Source organism: Kitasatospora sp. NPDC004799 (assembly GCF_040609095.1).
Taxonomy (GTDB): domain Bacteria; phylum Actinomycetota; class Actinomycetes; order Streptomycetales; family Streptomycetaceae; genus Kitasatospora.
On record NZ_JBEXJK010000057.1, the window covers coordinates 11709 to 28863 of the forward strand.

Genomic DNA, 17155 nt, shown 5'->3' on the forward strand with positions numbered 1-17155 from the left:
CCGTCCGGGGCGATGTTGGGCAGAGCGGCCCGCCGGGCGACGGCCCCGCTCAGGAGCTGCGCCCCCGCAGCCGGCGGGCCAGGCCCGCCACCCCGCCCACCGCCGAGGTCACGAGGATCAGCGCCGCGCCAGCGACGGAGGCGTAGGCGAGCGGCCCCAGCGGCCCCGGCTGCGAGGCCTTCGGGCCTGCGAAGCCGTCGAAGTCCGTGACCCGGTCGAGCAGGCCCGTCCGGTCGAAGGGCAGCACGGTGGCCTCGACCCTGGCCTCGACGGCGTCGGCCGGGACGGTCCCGCCGTCGACCTCCAGGTGGGTGCGGGAGTCCAGCGAGCCCACCCGGTTGTCGCCGAGCAGGAACAGCCGGCCCTGCGGCACCGTCACGCTGAACGAATCGCCCTGGCGGCCCTGCGTCGCGAGGTAGGGCTCGTCCACCGGCTGCCCGTTGACCGTCAGCCGTTGCTCGGCCCCGGTGGTGGCGACGGTGTCCCCGCCGACCGCGACCACCCGCTTGACCATGAGCTCGTTGCCCCAGGCCTGGTCCCGGAAGACCACGACGTCGCCCCGCCCGATGTCACCGCCGCCGGCCTTGCGGGCGAGCACGGTGTCCCCGACACGCAGCGTCGGGTGCATCGAGGCGGTGGGGATCTTGTACGGCCGGTAGTCGATCGCGATCAGGGCGAAGCCGCCGACCATCAGCACCAGCCCGAGCGCCAGCGCGACGCCCTGCAGCACCGCGGCCGGTCGGCGGCCGGCACGGGCGGGCGCGGTCGGGTGGTCCACCGTCTGCTCCACGACACCGCTCATCAGAACCGTCCACCTCTGGCCGACCGGAGAACACCACTGGCACGCCGGAGGCACGGGCGGAAAAGCCGGCGGGCCGTGGCACGTCCGAGCAGATTACTCGTCGGTACCACGGCCCGCGCAAGAGCCGGAGCCAACCCGGTGGAACAGGATCCGGTGGAGTTCAGGACTCCTTGCGGCGCTCCGCACGGCCCCGCACCCGACGCACCACCGGAAGCAGGGCGACGGCCCCCACCGCACCGGCCACGGGGGGCGCCACCGGCGCGGCCGCCGCCAGGCCCTTCTGGTCGAAGGTGTCCGGCACCGGCAGCGTCGACCAGTGGCCGACCGGCCAGGCCACCACGAAGGCGCGTCCGATCACGTTGTCCACCGGAACGGTGCCGCCGCCCGGCTGGTCCATGTGGAAGCGGGAGTCCAGCGAGTTGGCGCGGTGGTCGCCCATCACCCAGATCCGGTCCTTGGGCACCTTGACCGGGCCGAAGGGGTGGTCCCCGCAGGGGGTGTTGCCCTGGTAGACGTACGGCTCGTTGAGCGCGACGCCGTTGACCTTGACCGGGCCCTCGCCCTCGCACTCGACGGTGTCCCCGCCGACCGCGATGACCCGCTTGATCAGGTCCTTCTCGTTGGCGGAGGGCATCAGGCCGACGAAGCTCAGCACGTCCTGCACGCCACGGAGGAAGGAGTTGCTGCTCTGCGGGGCGGGCTCGTCGTTCAGCCAGCCGCCCGGGTCGTGGAACACCACGACCTCACCGCGCTCGGGCTCGGCCCCGAACCAGGGGGTCAGCTTGTCCACCAGGACGCGGTCGCCGACCTGCAGCGTGTTCTGCATCGACTCCGACGGAATGGAGAACGCCTGGACGAAGAAGGTCTTGATCACCAGCGCCAGGATCAGCGCGATGCCGACCAGGATCGGCAGTTCCTTCCAGAACGAGCGCGGCTTGCGCGGCTTGGACGGAGCCTCCGACTCCGATCCGTCCGCGGGCTCGGTCCCCGTGTGCGGGGAGTCCGGGGAGCCCTCCGAACCGGTGCCGCCCGGCCCGTCGGCGGTCTGTGCCGCCGCGTCCTCGACCGAGGCCGAGGAGGACGCGGACTCGGCGGACCGGTCCGCCCGACGGCCTGGGCCCTCGGGCTCTCCGGCGCCTGATCGGGCGCCGATCACCAAATCCCCCACAACGTCTCCTCCCTGCTGTGCGGACGCCCGCGCGCCCGCGCTCGGAGTGCCGCACAGCGGGCACCACGCTCACCACGACCATGAACGCATCAGGGCTGCCCACCACGGACTCCCCTGACACCAGCACGGCCTCGGCCCGCGACCGGGACCACTCCCGGCCGCACCTGCACTTCTCTATCACTCCAGGGCATCCGGCTCGCGGTCCCACACGCGAGGCCCGTCCGGTCAGCAGCCGGCACGGCTCACTCCGGAGGCCGCCCGGAGCGGCGAACGACGAGCGGAAGGATGCCCAACACACCCATAACGAGCGGAGGTTCCACAGGAACCGGCCCAACGCCCACCGGTTCCTCGGCAGTTCCGACGGCCTGCGGCAACCGGGCGAGAGAGGAGAGTGAACCTGGCGCATCGAGTTGATGGAAGCGGTCCAGCGGCCAGGCGATCACGAACGCGCGACCGACCACGTCGCTCAGCGGGATCGTCCCCTGTCCCGGATTGCCCATGTGGAAACGGGAGTCGGCGGAGACGTCCCGGTGGTCGCCCATGACCCACAGCCGTCCCCGCGGCACCTGGACCTTGAAGGTCTGCCGGGACGGCGGGTTGCCCGGCGCGAGGTAGGGCTCCTCCACCGGACGGCCGTTGACGCTGAGGCGCCCCTGCGCGTCGCAGCACTCGACGGTGTCCCCGCCGACGCCGATCACCCGCTTGATCAGGTCCTGCTCGTTGTCGGAGGGCAGCAGTCCGACGAAGGTCAGCACCTGCTTGGCTCCGCCCAGTACCGGGCCGTCCTCGGACGGCTTGTGGTCGTGCTCCAGCCAGCCACCCGGGTCCTTGAACACCACGATGTCGCCGCGCTGCGGCTCACTGCCGAACCAGGGGGTCAGCTTGTCCACCAGTACCCGGTCCCCGATCAGGATGGTCTGCTCCATCGAGCCAGAGGGGATCACGAACACCTGGACCAGGAAGGTCTTCAGCACCAGCGCCACCAGCAGCGCCACCAGGATGATCAGCGGCACCTCGCGCACCAGCGAACGCTTGCGCCGACGGGCCGCCCTGCGGGCGCTGCGCCGGCGCTCGGCCCGGCCGCGGGCCGGCGGGGCCCCGGCGGCCGAACGGTCGGCGGTCGAGCCGTCGCCGGCAGAACGCCTGGCACCGGAGCGCCTGACGGCAGCGCGGTCGGCGGCCGGACGGTCGGCGAGCCGCCCCCTACCCCTGGTCCCCATGACCACCTGTTCCCGCAGTCGCGGCGAAGGCCGCGGGCCGGTCCAGGCTGGTCCAGCGCGAGAACGGGTAGACCACCCAGTCCGCCCGCCCGATCACCTTCTTCTCGGGCACGAAGCCGCCACCGGGCTCGCCGAGGTGGTCGCGGGAGTCCCGGGAGGCGCTGCGGTGGTCACCCATCACCCACAGCTTGCCGGCCGGCACGACCACGTCGAAGGCAACGGCGGACGGGTCGTCGCCCGGGGACAGATAGGAGGTCTCGTCGACCGGCACGCCGTTGACGGTGATCGGCGCGCCCGGGCCGGTACTGGTCACCCGGTCCCCGCCGACACCGATCACCCGCTTGACGTAGACGGTGTCCCCGGCCGGGGCCAGGCCGAGGTCCTGGGCGAACGAGCGCAGGCCGTCCCGGAAGCCCTCCGGCTTCGCCGACTCGCGCAGGAAGGAGCCCGTCCCGTCGAAGACCACGACGTCCCCCCGCTGGGGGTGGCCGCCGAAGGCGTAGGCGAGCTGGTTCGCGACCAGCCGGTCGCCCGGTCGAAGGGTCTCCTCCATCGACCCGGAGGGCACCGCGAACGGTCGCGCGACGAAGGCGTTCACCAGCAGCAGGGCCGTCAGGCAGATCCCGACCAACAGCAGCAGGTCCCGCGACCGCGAGCGCCCGGATACCTCATCCTGGTCATCGGCCTCGGCGCGCTCCGGGTCGCCGGCCGGTTCCGAAGGCTCGGCCTGCTCCGGTTCCTCAGCGCACTCCGGCCCGTCGGCCCGCTCCGGGCGCTCGGTGCCGCCCGCCCCCGCATCGTCGGCGGCCCCACCGTCGGCGGCCCCACCGGAAACACCCCTGGAAACGACCGCGGACCGCGACGGCGAGTCCGCACCGGTGGGTGCGGGACTGCCGTCGCGGTCCGCGGGTGGTTCATGCGTGCTCATCGGGGGGTGAGCTTACCTTGCGGCCGTTCGACCCCCTCCGAGCGTTCCGATCCCCCGGCCGGGCCGGGGGCCGGTGGATCAGCGGTCGCGCTTCTCCTTGATCTTCGCGGCCTTGCCGCGGAGGTCACGCAGGTAGTACAGCTTGGCGCGGCGAACCGCACCGCGGGTCACGACCTCGATCTTCTCGACGACCGGGGTGTGCACCGGGAAGGTGCGCTCCACGCCGACGTTGAAGCTGACCTTGCGAACGGTGAAGGTCTCACCGATGCCGGCGCCGTGGCGGCGGATGACGACGCCCTGGAAGACCTGGACACGGGAGCGGTTGCCCTCGATGACCCGGACGTGAACCTTCAGGGTGTCACCGGCGCGGAAGGCCGGGATGTCGCTACGCAGCGAGGCCGCGTCGACAGCAGCGAGCTTGTTGCTCATGTTGCTCTCCATCGCAGGCGCCACGGGCCGCCCACGGAAAATCGTCACAATGGGGTCTGCTGCGGGCCGCATCGGCTGACGACGATCCCCCCGTGGCGGGGGCGCCGGTCCACGTGTCCCCTACGGAAGGGAACCAGCGACAGACAGCAGCGGCCTATTCTTCCACATCACCGGCCACGGACCGAAATCGGCCGAGCCGCTCGTCCCAGGCCAGGCCGAGGATGCTCAGCGCCTCCCGCTCCTTCTTGTCGAAGGCGCCGTACTGCCAGCGCTCGACCAGGTCGGGGCGGTTGGCCAGGGTCCGGGCGAAGGCCTGCTCCCGGCGCCAGCGGGCGATCTTGCCGTGGTTGCCGCTGAGCAGCACGTCCGGCACCGTCCGGCCGCGCCACTCGGCGGGCTTGGTGTAGACCGGGCCCTCCAGCAGGTCGGCCATCGCACCCGGCGCGAAGGAGTCGTCGCGGTGGGACTCGGCGTTGCCGAGCACGCCGGGCAGCAGCCGGGCGATCGCCTCGACCATCACCAGCACCGCGACCTCGCCGCCGGCCAGCACGTAGTCGCCGATCGAGGCCTCGACCACCGGCATCCGGGTGGCCGCCTCCTCGATGACCCGGCGGTCGATGCCCTCGTACCGGGCGGGGGTGAAGGCCAGCCAGGGCCGCCCGGCCAGCTCCTGGGCGAGCGCCTGGGTGAACGGGCGCCCGCTCGGGGTCGGCACGACCAGGGTGGGCACCTGCCCCTCGGGGCCGGCGGCGACCACCGCGTCCAGCGCCTCGCCCCACGGCTCGGGCTTCATCACCATGCCGGGGCCGCCGCCGTACGGGCTGTCGTCGACCGTGCGGTGCACGTCGTGGGTCCACCCGCGCAGGTCGTGGACGTGCACGTCCAGCTGACCGCGGGCGCGGGCCTTGCCGACCAGCGAGACGTCCAGCGGCTCCAGGTACTCGGGGAAGATCGTGACGACGTCGATCCGCATGCCGCTCTGCACGCCGCCCGACACACCGCCGGACGTCGCGCCGCCGGCCGCCTCGGCACCCGCGTCGACGCCCGCCTCGACATCGGCCACGGCGCCCGCCCCGGCGTTCTCCTCGACGGTCACTCCGACTCCTCCGAGCCTGCAGCACCCTCGGCGCCCTCAACGTCCTCCGCACCCTTGGCACCCTCGGCGCCCTTGGCGCCCTCGGCGCGCCTTGCCGAGGAGGTCCCCGCGACCTCCGCCTCCTCCGGGTCGATCAGCCCGGGCGGCGGGGTGATCACGGCACGCTGGTTCTCCAGGTCGATGGTCGGCACGATCTGGCTGACGAAGGGCACCAGCACCTCCGTCCCGTCGGCCTTCCTGACCGTGAGCAGGTCCTGGTACGGCAGGTGGACGACCTCGGTCAGCTCCCCGACCGGGGTGCCGTCGAGCAGCACCACGTCCAGGCCGATCAGCTGGTGGTCGTAGTACTCCTCCGGGTCCTCGGGGCGCTCCTCCGGGTCGACCTCGGAGATGAGCAGGGTGCCGCGGAGGGCCTCGGCCGCGTTGCGGTCCTTGACGCCGGCGAAGCGCAGCAGCAGCCGGCCGCTGTGCACCCGGCCGGACTCGACGGTCAGCGGTCCGGTCGACGCGGGGTCGGTGAGCAGGACGGCACCGGGGCCGAGCCGGAGTTCCGGCTCGTCGGTGCGGACCTCGACACTGACGTCCCCCCTGATGCCGTGGGCACGGCCGATCCTGCCGACGACGAGCTGCACGGTGATCGTTCTCCTGGAGTTCCTGAGCCGAAACGAAAAGCGACGGGCTGCGAAGCGATGATGCGAGGGAAATGCGGACGGGAATGCGAAAGGCCGACCGGGACGACATGCGTCCCGGTCGGCCTCACAAGCCCTGACGGCTGAACGAGCAGCAGCGTCAGCGAATGTTGTCCACGTCGACCAGGTCGACCCGGACGTTGCGACCGCCGAGGGCGCCGACCACGGTGCGCAGAGCGCGCGCCGTACGGCCGCCCCGGCCGATCACCTTGCCGAGGTCATCGGGGTGCACCCGCACCTCGATGGTGTTACCCCGACGCAGGTTGCGCGAGCGCACCTGCACCTCGTCGGGGTGCTCGACGATGCCCTTCACCAGGTGGTCGAGGGCGTCCTCGATCACGATCAGGCCTCGGCAGCGGCGTCGGCCTCAGCCTCGGCCTTGTCCGACTTCTTGGCCTTCGGGGTGATGGCGACGCCGGTGGTGGCGTCCTCGAAGCCGGCGACGGCCTTCGCGAACAGGTGCGAGAAGTCCTCGACCTTCGGCTCGGCGACCTTCAGCGGCGCCGGAGCCGGCAGGCCCTTGAACTTCTGCCAGTCGCCGGTCAGCTTCAGGATGGCGAGCACCGGCTCGGTCGGCTGGGCGCCGACGGACAGCCAGTACTGGGCGCGGTCGCTGTCGACCTCGATCTTCGAGGGGTTGTAGGTCGGCTGGTAGATGCCGATCTCCTCGATCGCGCGGCCGTCACGCTTGGTGCGGGCGTCGGCGACGACGATGCGGTAGTGCGGGGAGCGAATCTTGCCGAGACGCTTCAGCTTGATCTTGACTGCCACGGGAGTGGATTCTCCTGGTGTTGACGTGGGTGAGCGGGCTCGCCATCGCGTGGGGTTGCGCGGCGGACCGTTCAAGGGACACGCCAGCCGTAGGAGAGAGGGGTCCTGCCCGGCTGCCGAGTACTCAGCTGTCCATTCTGCCACACCGGCGAGAACCGCCTGCACGCGGGCCCGGGCGCCCGGTCAGGGCTCGACCGGGAGCCCCCGCTCCCGGTCCAACCCGAAGAAATCACCGCTGTCCTGCTGTCCTGCTCGTCGCGCCGCACCGGTCGCGCCCGCTCGCGACCGCTCGTGGCCACGCAACACCGCGTGAGACCGCGCAGCACCGCGTGAGACCGCGCACACCGTGCAGGCCGTACCGCCCATTCCGGCCGGACCGCTGCCCGCACAGCAGCCCGCCGGGACGTCGATCGACTACGCGATCTTGAACGGCTGCTGGCAGGCTCCGCAGACGATGGACGCCTGCGCGAGCACCGACGGAACGACCCGGACGTTGCGCCCGCAACCGCAGACCGCCTTGACCCGCACGCCGCCCCCGGAGGAGCCGTGCCGGGCCGCCGGGCCGCGGAAGGCGCGCGTCGCGCCGTCGCCGGCCACCGCCTCCTGGTGCGCCCCGAGGGCGCGGTCCAGTCGCTCGATGGTCTCGGCGTACCGCTCCTGGGTCTCCTTGAGCATGGTCACCTGGGAGAAGCCGCTGCTCGCGTGCGGCTCGACCGGGTGCGCCAGGCCCAGCTCGGAGGCGAGCATCAGGAAGCGCCGGTTGTGGTAGCGGCCGGCCCGCGAGGTGTCCCGGATGTCCCGGGCCGCGGCCAGACCGTGGGCGGCCTCATGAAGGAGGCGCTCGAAACCGAGCCGCGTCCCGCAGGCCGAGGAGGACTCGCCGATCAGCGCCTCGGGCGAGGCGAGGTCGGGCAGGTCCTGGTGGTAGGCCTGGATGTCGCTCCAGGCGGCGGCCAGTTCGGCCGCGAGAACGAGGGGCTGTGTCGTGCTCACGCTAGACCAACGATGGAGTGCGAGCCGATGTTCCGCATGTTCTCGTTCCCGGGGAATTCACAGGGAACTCCCAGGAATGCAAGGCCGCGCGCGAATTGCGCGTTCCGGATCTGACGCAAGACCAACCCCCTGCCGGTTTCGGCCCGCCGCAACGCCGACGGGCCTGCTGAATTCCGTCCGGGGGAGCGGGCTGTCGCCACCCAGGACGTACGGCCCGTGAGCCTGCCGGATTGACAGGGCCACGGGCCGTACACCGTACCGCTATTCCGTTAATACCGGGAGTTGACCGGCCAGTAGGGATGTCCACGGCGGGGACACACCTGAACAGTTACCGGATTCTTACCCATCCGCATTCCGGGCAAATGTCGCCGGTGACGGCCATTACCGGCGGACGACGGACGCCCGGCGGACATCGACCCGACATCCGCCGAACACCGGACGGACGTCAGTACGCCCGGGCGACGATCGCGATGTTGCCGTCCTGGTCGTCCGCCTGCGGCACCGAGCCGTCGGCCGCGACGATGCAGCGCACCGTGACGCCCTGCTCGGCCAGCTTGGCCTCGCCCTCCGGGCCGAGGTCGGCCCAGGAGATCCGGCCCCAGCCGGTCGCGGAGGCCTCGACGGCCTCGTCGACGGTCTTGACATCGACCGTGCGGGACTCGCGGCGCTCGCGGGACTGGCGCAGCAGCAGCGCCTGGTCCTCCTCCAGCACGCCCGGGACCAGGGTGGCCAGGGCGTCGATGGAGACCGGCTCCTTGCCGCCCGGGATGCGGCGGGCCAGCATCGCGGTGCCGTTCTCCAGGTCGCGCGGACCGACCTCGATGCGCAGCGGAACGCCCTTGAGCTCCCAGTCGACGGCGCGGCGGCCGAACGGGGTGTCGGTGCGGTCGTCGACCACGACCCGGACGCCGGCGGCCTCCAGCCGGGCGCCGATCTCGCGGACCTTGGCGATGACCGCGTCGTCGCCCTTGATCGCGAGCACGACGGCCTGGACGGCGGCCAGGCGCGGGGGCACCCGCAGGCCGTTGTCGTCGCCGTGGGACATGATCAGGCCGCCGACCATGCGGGTCGAGACGCCCCAGGAGGTCTGCCAGACGTGCTCGCGCTCGGCGCCCTGCAGCTGGTAGGTGGTGTTGAACGCCTTGGCGAAGTTCTGGCCCAGCTCGTGGCTGGTGCCCATCTGCAGCGCCTTGCCGTCGCCCATCATGCCCTCGAGGGTGAGGGTGTTGATGGCGCCGGCGAAGCGCTCCTTGGCGGTCTTGCGGCCGAGCACGACGTCGATGCCGAGCACGTTGGTCATGAAGTCGCCGTAGACCTGGGTGTGGATCATCGACGCGTAGTCGCGGGCGTCCTCGTAGGTGGCGTGGGCGGTGTGGCCCTCCTGCCAGAGGAACTCGGTGGTGCGCAGGAAGACGCGCGGGCGCAGCTCCCAACGGACCACGTTGGCCCACTGGTTGATCAGCAGGGGCAGGTCGCGGTGGCTCTGCACCCACTTCGAGAAGTACTCGTTGATGATCGTCTCGGAGGTCGGCCGGACGACGACCGGCTCCTCCAGCTGCTTGCCGCCGCCGTGGGTGACCACCGCGAGCTCGGGGGCGAAGCCCTCGACGTGCTCGGCCTCCTTGGTCAGGTAGGACTGCGGGATGAACATCGGGAAGTAGGCGTTCTGCGCGCCGGCCTTCTTGATCCGCGCGTCCATCTCCTGCTGCATCCGCTCCCACAGGCCGTAGCCGTACGGTCGGATGACCATGGTGCCGCGCACCGGACCGTTGTCGGCCAGCTCGGCCTTGTTGATGAGGTCCTGGTACCAGCGCGGGAAGTCTTCCGCCTGAGGGGTGAGAACGGGTGCCTTAGCCATGGGGCGAATGGTACGGGGACCGGGGCCCCGGTTTCGAATCGGTATCACCGGACGGGGCGCACCGCGGCACCGGACGGGGGCGCACCACCGCGACACGCGCGCACCACCCCGCACCCCTCTGGACGCCGGGCCCGACCCGCTGTTCGCTGGTGTGGGGCGGGACTTTGGGGGAGCCGTAGCAGCACACCGAAGGACCGGATGGGAGGCCGCCATGGCTTCAGCTCGGACGACCGGCACGACCGCGCGCCCGACGGGCGCACGCCCGCACCACCCGCGGGCCGGGGCCGCCCGCCCCGCGCGGGCGCGCGACTGGGCGGAGATCCAGGAACGCATGCTGGTGCCGCTGTACGAGGCGGTCTACGACCGGCTGGAGGTCGGCCCGGCGACCAGCGTGCTGGGCCTGGGCTGCCGGTCCGGACTGGCCCTGCTGCTCGCGGCCGCCCGGGGCGCCCAGGTCTCCGGGCAGGAGCCGCGGGACGAGCTGCGCGAGCTGGCCCGCGACCGCCGGCTGCGGGTGTGCGCCGGGGCCCGGACGCCCGCCGCCGTCCCCCGCTCGGCCCATTCGCTGGTGACGGTTTTCGAGCAGTTGCCCGGCGCCGCCGGGGCCGGCCCGGTGGTCGCCGAGGCCGCCCGGCTCACCCTCCCGGGCGGGCACGTGGTGCTGGCCGCCTGGGGCCCGCCGGAGCGCTGCGAGAGCGCCCCGGTGCTGGACGTGGCCCGGCGGATGGCGGGCCGGACCACGGCGCGCGACCCGTTCGAGCTGAGCGCGCCCGGCGCCCTGGAGGACCTGCTCGCCCCGGCCGGCCTGCGCCCGGCCGGCAGCGGCCGGGTGAGCTGCCCGTTCGCCTACGCGGACCTCGACAGCGCGGTGCGCGGCCTGCTCTCCACCGGCCTGTTCGAACCGGCCGAGGAGTTCTCCGGCGCCTCGCTGGTGGCCAAGGAGCTGGAGGAGGCGCTCCAGCCGTACCTGCGCGCGGACGGCTCGGTGCGGATGGAGAACCTGTTCCGCTACCTGGTCGCCGAACAGCCGCGCTAGGAGGCCGCAGAGGGGCCGGGAGACGCAAACCGGGGGCGCCCGCCACCCGGCGAGCGCCCCCGGCCCCGGCCTCACGCCTGGTCGATCGACTTCCCGTCGGCCCCACCCGGCCTGTCGGACCCGCCGGGCCCGTCGGCCCCACCCGGCCCGTCGGACCCGCCCAACCCGCCCGGCCCGTCGGCCCGGTCCGGCCCGTCGGCCCCCTCGGCACCCGCCGCGGACTCCTCCCGCGGCACCCCCGCCGCCCGGTACGCCGCCTCCTCGTCCAGCGTCTCCGCCTCCAGCAGCGCCGCCGCCAGCGCGTCCAGCCGGTGCCGCTGCTCGGTCAGGATCCGCACCGCGTCCTCGTAGCACTCGGAGACGATCCGCCGGGCCTCCTCGTCCACCGCGTCCAGGGTGGTCGGCGCGGCGGAGAGCCCGTACGCGCCCTGCGGGTCGGAGGGCACCGCGGTGAGCCGGCCGACCCGCTCGCTCATCCCCCAGCGCCCGGCCATCCCCCGGGCGATGTTGGTGACCTGCTCCAGGTCGCTCTCCGCACCGGTGGTGATCACCCCGTAGACCACCTGCTCGGCCGCCATGCCGCCGAGCGCGCCGATGATCCGGCCGCGCAGGTAGGGCTCGGTGTACGAGTAGCGGTCGTTCTCCGGCGTGGAGAGGGTGACGCCGAGCGCCCGGCCGCGCGGAACGATGGTGATCTTGCGGACCGGGTCCGCGCCGGGCTGGAGCATGCCCAGCAGCGCGTGCCCGCTCTCGTGGTACGCCGTCCGCTCGCGCTCCTCCTGCGGCATCACCAGCGGCCGCACCGCGCCGAGCTGGACCTTCTCCAGGGCGTCCGAGAGGTCCCGCTCGTTGACCGCGTCCTGCCGGCGCTTGACGGCCAGCAGCGCGGCCTCGTTGACCAGGTTGGCGAGCTCGGCGCCGGTCATCCCCGGCGTGACCTTGGCCAGCTGGTTGAGGTCGGCGTCGCCGGCCAGCGGGACGCTGCGGCTGTGGATGCGCAGGATCGCGGCGCGGCCCTCCCGGTCGGGCGGGCTGACGGTGATCCGCCGGTCGAAGCGGCCGGGGCGCAGCAGCGCCGGGTCGAGCACGTCCGCCCGGTTGGTCGCGGCGATCACGATGACGCCCTCGGAGCCGCTGAAGCCGTCCATCTCGGTGAGGATCTGGTTGAGGGTCTGCTCGCGCTCGTCGTGCCCGCCCATGCCGCCGCCGGCCCCGCGCTGGCGGCCGATGGTGTCGATCTCGTCGATGAAGATGATCGCCGGGGCCACCTTGCGGGCCTCGGCGAACAGCTCGCGGACCCGGCTGGCGCCGACGCCGACGATCATCTCGATGAACTCGGAGGCGGAGGCCGAGAAGAACGGCACGTTCGCCTCGCCGGCCACGGCCCGGGCCAGCAGGGTCTTGCCGGTCCCGGGCGGGCCGCTCAGCAGCACGCCGCGCGGCATCTTGGCGCCGAGCCTGCGGTACCGCTCGGGGTTCTTCAAGTAGTCGACGACCTCGGTGAGTTCGGCCTCGACCTCGTCGATGCCGGCCACGTCGGCGAAGGTGGTGCGCTTGCCCTCCTCGGCGGTGACCGGCTTGGGCGGGGCCTTGCGGCCGAGCGGCCCGCCGCCGAGCCCGCCGGCCATCCGGCGGGCGAGCAGCACCCAGATGAAGATCAGCAGCAGCATCGGGGCGAGCGAGAGCAGCAGGTTGGTGAGGAAGCTGCGCTGCTGGACCGGCGAGGTGGCGGTGACCTCGACGCCCTGCTGCTGCAGGGTGGTCCAGAGGTTGTCGCCGGCGAAGGACGGCCGCTGGGTGTCGAACTCGGTGTAGTCGCCCTTGCCGCCGTCCGGCTTGGGCTGGGCGGTCTTGAGGGTGCCCTCGATCGCGTCGCCCTTGGCGTAGATCTTGGTGATGTTGCCCTTGTTCAGCTGGTTGTTGAACTCGGTGTACGAGATCGTGGTGGCCCCGGCGGGGCCGAAGAAGGACAGCAGCAGGTCCGAGATCAGGAACACCACGAGGGCGGTGAGGGCGAGGCCCACCCAGCCGCCGGGCATCCGGCGCTTGGGCGGCGGCGGGGGTGGAGCACCCTCCGAACGCCAGGGCTGGTCGGGGGTCTGACGTGGCGGCACGGGTTCGGTCACCCATCGGACAATACGGACGGGCGCTCGGGCGAGCCAATCGCAACGCCGCACCCGGCCCGCCGTACGCCCTCCGCCACCACCTCCCACCAGCGGCTATGCCGTCGCGCCCGGCCATTCCTCGGCGGTCAGCGCGAACCGCTCGTGGTCGCGCCAGTCCCCCTGGAGGAACAGCATCCGCGGGGAGAAGCCCTCGTGCCGGAAACCCAGCCGCCTGGCCATCGCGACCGAGCGCTCGTTGTCCGGCTGCACGTTGATCTCCAGCCGGTGCAGCCCCAGCCCGTTGGCCGACTGCGGGGCGAAGCAGCGGTCCACGACCAGTCGCATGCCCTCGGTCATCCGCCCGGTGCCGTTGAACGGGAGGTACGAGTCGTAGCCCAGCGTGGCGTTGCAGAACCGGCTCATCACGATGTTGGCGACGTTCACCTTGCCGACCATTCCGCCGGTCTCCCGGTCGATGATCAGGAAGGTGCGCAGCCCGGAGCCCTGGCGCTTCAGCAGGTCGGGCAGTCCGTCCGGTTCCACCGGGTTCCACCGGCCGATGTGCTCGGCGGACCGCCGGACCGCCTCGGCGTACGCGGCCGTGTCCTCGGCCCTCGGGGCCCTGATCATCACTCGCATGCCCCCATCATCGGACACGCGATCGGCCCGCCGCCCGGAAACACCGGGCGACGGGCCGACCAGGACCGCTCGCGATCGACCGCCGAAGGGCGGTCGAGGACTACAGCATGTCCTTGAACTCCTTGGGCAGCTCGAAGTCGGCCGGGCCCTTGCCCGCGCCGAGGCCGAACGCGCCGCCGTCCGCCGGGGCCTGGCCGGCGCCCGGGCCGAGCGCGCGACGCTCGGCGGCCGCGGCCTCCTCCTGCGCGCGCTTCAGCGGGTTGCCGCTCTTGCGCTTGCCCTTGGCCTGCGGGGCCTTCTTGGCGGACTTCTTCCCGCCGCCGCCCATGCCCGGGATGCCCGGCATGCCGGGCATGCCCTTGCCGGAGGCCATCGCGGACATCATCTTGCGGGCCTCGAAGAACCGCTCGACCAGGTTCTTCACCTCGCCGACCTGGACACCGGAGCCCTTGGCGATGCGGGCCCGGCGGGAGCCGTTGATCAGCTCCGGCTCGGCGCGCTCGGTCGGGGTCATCGACTTGATGATCGCGCCGACCCGGTTGACGTCCTTGTCGTCGATGTTGTTGATCTGGTCCCGGATCTGGCCCATGCCGGGCAGCATGCCGAGCAGCTTGGAGATCGAGCCCATCTTCTGGACCTGCTCCAGCTGGGACAGGAAGTCGTCCAGGGTGAACTGCTTCGGGCCGCCGCGCAGCTTGGCGGCGATCTTCTCCGCCTCGGCCTGCGAGAAGGTCTGCTCGGCCTTCTCGATCAGCGAGAGGACGTCACCCATGCCGAGGATGCGCGAGGCCATCCGGTCCGGGTGGAAGGCGTCGAAGTCGTCGACCTTCTCGCCGTTGGAGGCGAACATGATCTGCCGGCCGGTGACGTGCGCGACCGACAGGGCGGCACCGCCGCGGGCGTCGCCGTCGAGCTTGGAGAGCACCACGCCGGTGAAGTCGACGCCGTCGAGGAAGGCCTGCGCGGTGGTGACCGCGTCCTGGCCGATCATCGCGTCGACGACGAACAGGACCTCGTCCGGGTTCACCGCGGCGCGGATGTCGGCGGCCTGCTGCATCAGCTCGGCGTCGATGCCCAGACGGCCGGCGGTGTCGACGACGACGACGTCGTACTGCTTCTGCTTGGCGTACTCGATCGAGTCCTTGGCCACCTGCACCGGGTCGCCGACGCCGTTGCCCGGCTGCGGGCCGTAGAAGGCCACGCCGGCGCGGTCGGCGACCACCTGGAGCTGGTTGACCGCGTTGGGGCGCTGGAGGTCGCAGGCGACCAGCAGCGGGGTGTGCTTCTGCTTCTTCAGCCAGTGGCCGAGCTTGCCCGCGAGGGTGGTCTTGCCGGCACCCTGGAGACCGGCGAGCATGATCACCGTCGGGCCGCTCTTGGCGAACCGCACCCGGCGGGTCTCGCCGCCGAGGATCGCGATGAGCTCCTCGTTGACGATCTTGATGATCTGCTGCGCCGGGTTCAGCGCACCGGAGACCTCGGCGCCGAGCGCGCGCTCCTTGACCTGCTTGATGAAGGCCCGGACGACCGGCAGCGCGACGTCCGCCTCCAGCAGCGCGATGCGGATCTCGCGGGCGGTGGCGTCGATGTCCGCCTCGCTCAGGCGGCCCTTGCCCCGGAGGTTCTTGAACGTCGCTGCGAGGCGATCGGAAAGGGTGTCGAACACGTCGTCGCGGGTCCTCTGCGGCATCGGTATCGGTACGGTCGTCGCCCCCCAGGGTATCCGGCCGCCCCGGGTACGGTCTCCACCCCCGTCCCCCTCCTGTCCGGAAGGCCCCGGGCCTCCTGTCCCGAAGACCCCGGGCCTCCCGTCCCGAAGACCCCGGGCCTCCCGTCCGGAAGCCCCCGGACCGGCGCTCAGCCCAGCGCGGCCCGGACCGCCGCCGCCACCTCGCCGGCCCGCCCGACGGTCAGCGGGCGGCCCGACTCGTCGGTCAGGTAGAACGAGTCGACGGCCTCCGCGCCCAGCGTGGAGACGTGCGCGGTGCGCACCCGGACGCCCGCCCCGTCCAGCGCCCGGCCGATCCGGTGCAGCAGCCCGGGGGCGTCGTGCGCGCGGACCTCCAGCACGGTCGCGGTCGCCGAGGCCACCGCGGGCGCCACCGCGACCAGCGGCGGCGGGGTCGGGATGCCCCGGCGGCGCGGGGCGGCGGCGTCCCGCTCGGCGAGCCGGCGGGCGACGTCCAGCGAACCGTCCAGCGCCCGGCGCAGGTCCGCCCGCAGCCGGGCCGCCTCCGGCAGCTCGCCGTACTCGGCCGCCACCCGCCAGGACAGCAGCAGCACCGGCCCGGCGCCCACCGGGTCCAGCTCGCGCAGCCCGGCCGAGCGGACGGCCAGCCGGTGCAGCGCGAGCACCCCGGCGGCGGTGCCGAGCAGCCCGGGACGGTCCGGGACGGCCAGGTTCAGCTCGACGCCCATCGGCTCGGCCCCCGGCCGCGCCCCCTCCGACCGCGCCCGCAGCGACAGCGCCGGCTGCCCGGTCCGGGCGGCCTCGACCGCGAGCCGCTCCTGCTCGGCGGTCGGCGCCGTCTCCACCGGCGGGGCGCCCGCCCCGGCCAGCCGGTCCGCCACCCGGGCCACCAGGCCGTCCACCAGCGAGGCCCGCCAGCCGCTCCACGCGGCCGGGCCGGTGGCCAGCGCGTCCGCCTCGGTGAGCGCGTGCAGCAGCTCCAGGACCGGCGCGGTGGTGACCACCTTGGTGATCGCCTCGACGGTGGCCGGGTCGTCCGGATCGCGCCGGGTCGCGGTGTCCACCAGGGTCAGGTGGTGGCGGACCAGCACCGCCAGGGTCTCGGTGTCCTCGGGCCCGAAACCCATCCGGGCACCGAGGTCGCGGACGATCACCTCGCCGGCCTCGCTGTGGTCCCCCGGCCAGCCCTTGCCGATGTCGTGCAGCAGGGCGGCGACCAGCAGCAGGTCCGGCCGGGCCACCCGGCGGGTCATCGCGGCGGCCCGCACCGCCGTCTCCACCAGGTGCCGGTCCACCGTCCAGCGGTGCACCGCGTTGCGCTGCGGACGGCAGCGCACCCGCTCCCAGTCCGGCAGCAGCCGGCGGACCAGCCCCTCCGCCTCCAGCGCCTCCCACACCGGGACGGCCGACTCCCCCGCGCCCAGCAGGGTGACCAGCTGCTCGCGCGCCTCGTCCGGCCAGGGCACCGGCAGCGGGCGGCACTCGGCGGCCAGCCGGCGCACCGTGGCGTACGAGACGGTCAGCCCGTTCTGCGCGGCGGCGGCCGCGGCGCGCAGCGGGAGCACCGGGTCGGCGGCCGGGCGGGCGCCCTGGGCGAGCACCGCCTCGCCGTCCTGCTCGACCACGCCCTCGGCGAGCGGCCTTCAACCACTTCCGCCGCAAGGAGGACTTCGTCACGGCGTGGGTCCGGCAGCGGCACGAGGCGCTGGAGCAGCGGGGCGAGGCGGGCAC

The 17155-nt window shown here is 73.0% G+C and carries 15 protein-coding genes and 1 pseudogene; 1 reads left to right on the plus strand and 15 read right to left on the minus strand.

The features are described 5' to 3' along the window. Positions 1–49: 49 nt before the first annotated feature. The 11 genes from lepB (ABZW03_RS10665) to proS all read right to left on the minus strand — a co-directional run bounded on the left by lepB (ABZW03_RS10665) (position 50) and on the right by proS (position 9954). The gene (gene lepB / locus ABZW03_RS10665; protein WP_355254748.1) at positions 50–802 is read right to left on the minus strand and encodes a signal peptidase I; all 753 of its coding nucleotides are present in this window, start codon (positions 800–802) and stop codon (positions 50–52) included. A gap of 160 nt (positions 803–962) precedes the next feature. Further along, on the minus strand, positions 963–1970 hold the full coding sequence (gene lepB, locus ABZW03_RS10670; RefSeq protein WP_355254750.1) for a signal peptidase I: 1008 nt from the start codon (positions 1968–1970) through the stop codon (positions 963–965). A gap of 242 nt (positions 1971–2212) precedes the next feature. Beyond that, a complete protein-coding gene (gene lepB / locus ABZW03_RS10675) occupies positions 2213–3190 on the minus strand; it encodes a signal peptidase I (protein ID WP_355254752.1) in 978 nt (325 codons plus the stop codon). Then, on the minus strand, positions 3174–3821 hold the full coding sequence (gene lepB / locus ABZW03_RS10680; RefSeq protein WP_355254754.1) for a signal peptidase I: 648 nt from the start codon (positions 3819–3821) through the stop codon (positions 3174–3176). The genes lepB (ABZW03_RS10675) and lepB (ABZW03_RS10680) overlap by 17 nt, the downstream gene beginning before the upstream one ends. Positions 3822–4196: 375 nt before the next feature. Then, positions 4197–4547 (minus strand): 50S ribosomal protein L19, encoded by a 351-nt coding sequence (rplS, locus tag ABZW03_RS10685; protein ID WP_030306736.1) that lies wholly within the window; start codon positions 4545–4547, stop codon positions 4197–4199. A 154-nt stretch (positions 4548–4701) separates the two neighbouring features. After that, positions 4702–5520, minus strand: a complete 819-nt coding sequence (gene trmD / locus ABZW03_RS10690) for a tRNA (guanosine(37)-N1)-methyltransferase TrmD (protein WP_355254770.1) — start codon at positions 5518–5520, stop codon at positions 4702–4704. Between the two features lie 119 nt (positions 5521–5639). Next, positions 5640–6275 carry a ribosome maturation factor RimM gene (gene rimM / locus ABZW03_RS10695; protein ID WP_355254757.1) on the minus strand — a complete coding sequence of 212 codons (636 nt, stop codon included), beginning with the start codon at positions 6273–6275 and terminating at the stop codon, positions 5640–5642. A gap of 157 nt (positions 6276–6432) precedes the next feature. Then, on the minus strand, positions 6433–6672 hold the full coding sequence (locus tag ABZW03_RS10700; protein WP_030056773.1) for an RNA-binding protein: 240 nt from the start codon (positions 6670–6672) through the stop codon (positions 6433–6435). Positions 6673–6674: 2 nt separating this feature from the next. Continuing rightward, positions 6675–7103: a 30S ribosomal protein S16 gene (rpsP, locus tag ABZW03_RS10705; RefSeq protein WP_045700219.1), complete on the minus strand. Its 429-nt coding sequence runs from the start codon at positions 7101–7103 to the stop codon at positions 6675–6677. 414 nt (positions 7104–7517) lie between these two features. Beyond that, a complete protein-coding gene (locus ABZW03_RS10710) occupies positions 7518–8096 on the minus strand; it encodes a hypothetical protein (protein WP_049650398.1) in 579 nt (192 codons plus the stop codon). Between the two features lie 445 nt (positions 8097–8541). Further along, positions 8542–9954: a proline--tRNA ligase gene (gene proS, locus ABZW03_RS10715; protein WP_355254760.1), complete on the minus strand. Its 1413-nt coding sequence runs from the start codon at positions 9952–9954 to the stop codon at positions 8542–8544. Positions 9955–10165: 211 nt separating this feature from the next. Between proS and ABZW03_RS10720 the strand changes: the two genes are divergently transcribed. Further along, the gene (locus tag ABZW03_RS10720) at positions 10166–10990 is read left to right on the plus strand and encodes an SAM-dependent methyltransferase (protein WP_355254762.1); all 825 of its coding nucleotides are present in this window, start codon (positions 10166–10168) and stop codon (positions 10988–10990) included. A 71-nt stretch (positions 10991–11061) separates the two neighbouring features. Here ABZW03_RS10720 and ftsH read toward each other — a convergent pair whose 3' ends face one another. From ftsH to ABZW03_RS10740, 4 genes and pseudogenes are all read right to left on the minus strand, one after another. Beyond that, the gene (gene ftsH / locus ABZW03_RS10725; protein WP_355254764.1) at positions 11062–13116 is read right to left on the minus strand and encodes an ATP-dependent zinc metalloprotease FtsH; all 2055 of its coding nucleotides are present in this window, start codon (positions 13114–13116) and stop codon (positions 11062–11064) included. 93 nt (positions 13117–13209) lie between these two features. Beyond that, positions 13210–13734, minus strand: coding sequence for a GNAT family protein (locus ABZW03_RS10730; RefSeq protein ID WP_355254766.1), 525 nt, complete (start codon positions 13732–13734; stop codon positions 13210–13212). Between the two features lie 100 nt (positions 13735–13834). Then, on the minus strand, positions 13835–15400 hold the full coding sequence (ffh, locus tag ABZW03_RS10735) for a signal recognition particle protein (protein ID WP_355254772.1): 1566 nt from the start codon (positions 15398–15400) through the stop codon (positions 13835–13837). Between the two features lie 191 nt (positions 15401–15591). Beyond that, a pseudogene (locus ABZW03_RS10740) lies at positions 15592–17064 on the minus strand (HD domain-containing protein); the annotation flags it as partial. Between the last annotated feature and the right edge of the window lie 91 nt (positions 17065–17155).

What these genes read in the sequence shown, in the direction of transcription:
- ABZW03_RS10720 (WP_355254762.1), top strand. Translation starts at nt 10,166, where the DNA reads ATGGCTTCAGCTCGGACGACCGGCACGACCGCGCGCCCGACGGGCGCA.
- lepB (WP_355254752.1), bottom strand. Translation starts at nt 3,190, where the DNA reads ATGGGGACCAGGGGTAGGGGGCGGCTCGCCGACCGTCCGGCCGCCGAC.
- proS (WP_355254760.1), bottom strand. Translation starts at nt 9,954, where the DNA reads ATGGCTAAGGCACCCGTTCTCACCCCTCAGGCGGAAGACTTCCCGCGC.
- lepB (WP_355254748.1), bottom strand. Translation starts at nt 802, where the DNA reads ATGAGCGGTGTCGTGGAGCAGACGGTGGACCACCCGACCGCGCCCGCC.
- ABZW03_RS10730 (WP_355254766.1), bottom strand. Translation starts at nt 13,734, where the DNA reads ATGCGAGTGATGATCAGGGCCCCGAGGGCCGAGGACACGGCCGCGTAC.
- rplS (WP_030306736.1), bottom strand. Translation starts at nt 4,547, where the DNA reads ATGAGCAACAAGCTCGCTGCTGTCGACGCGGCCTCGCTGCGTAGCGAC.
- trmD (WP_355254770.1), bottom strand. Translation starts at nt 5,520, where the DNA reads ATGCGGATCGACGTCGTCACGATCTTCCCCGAGTACCTGGAGCCGCTG.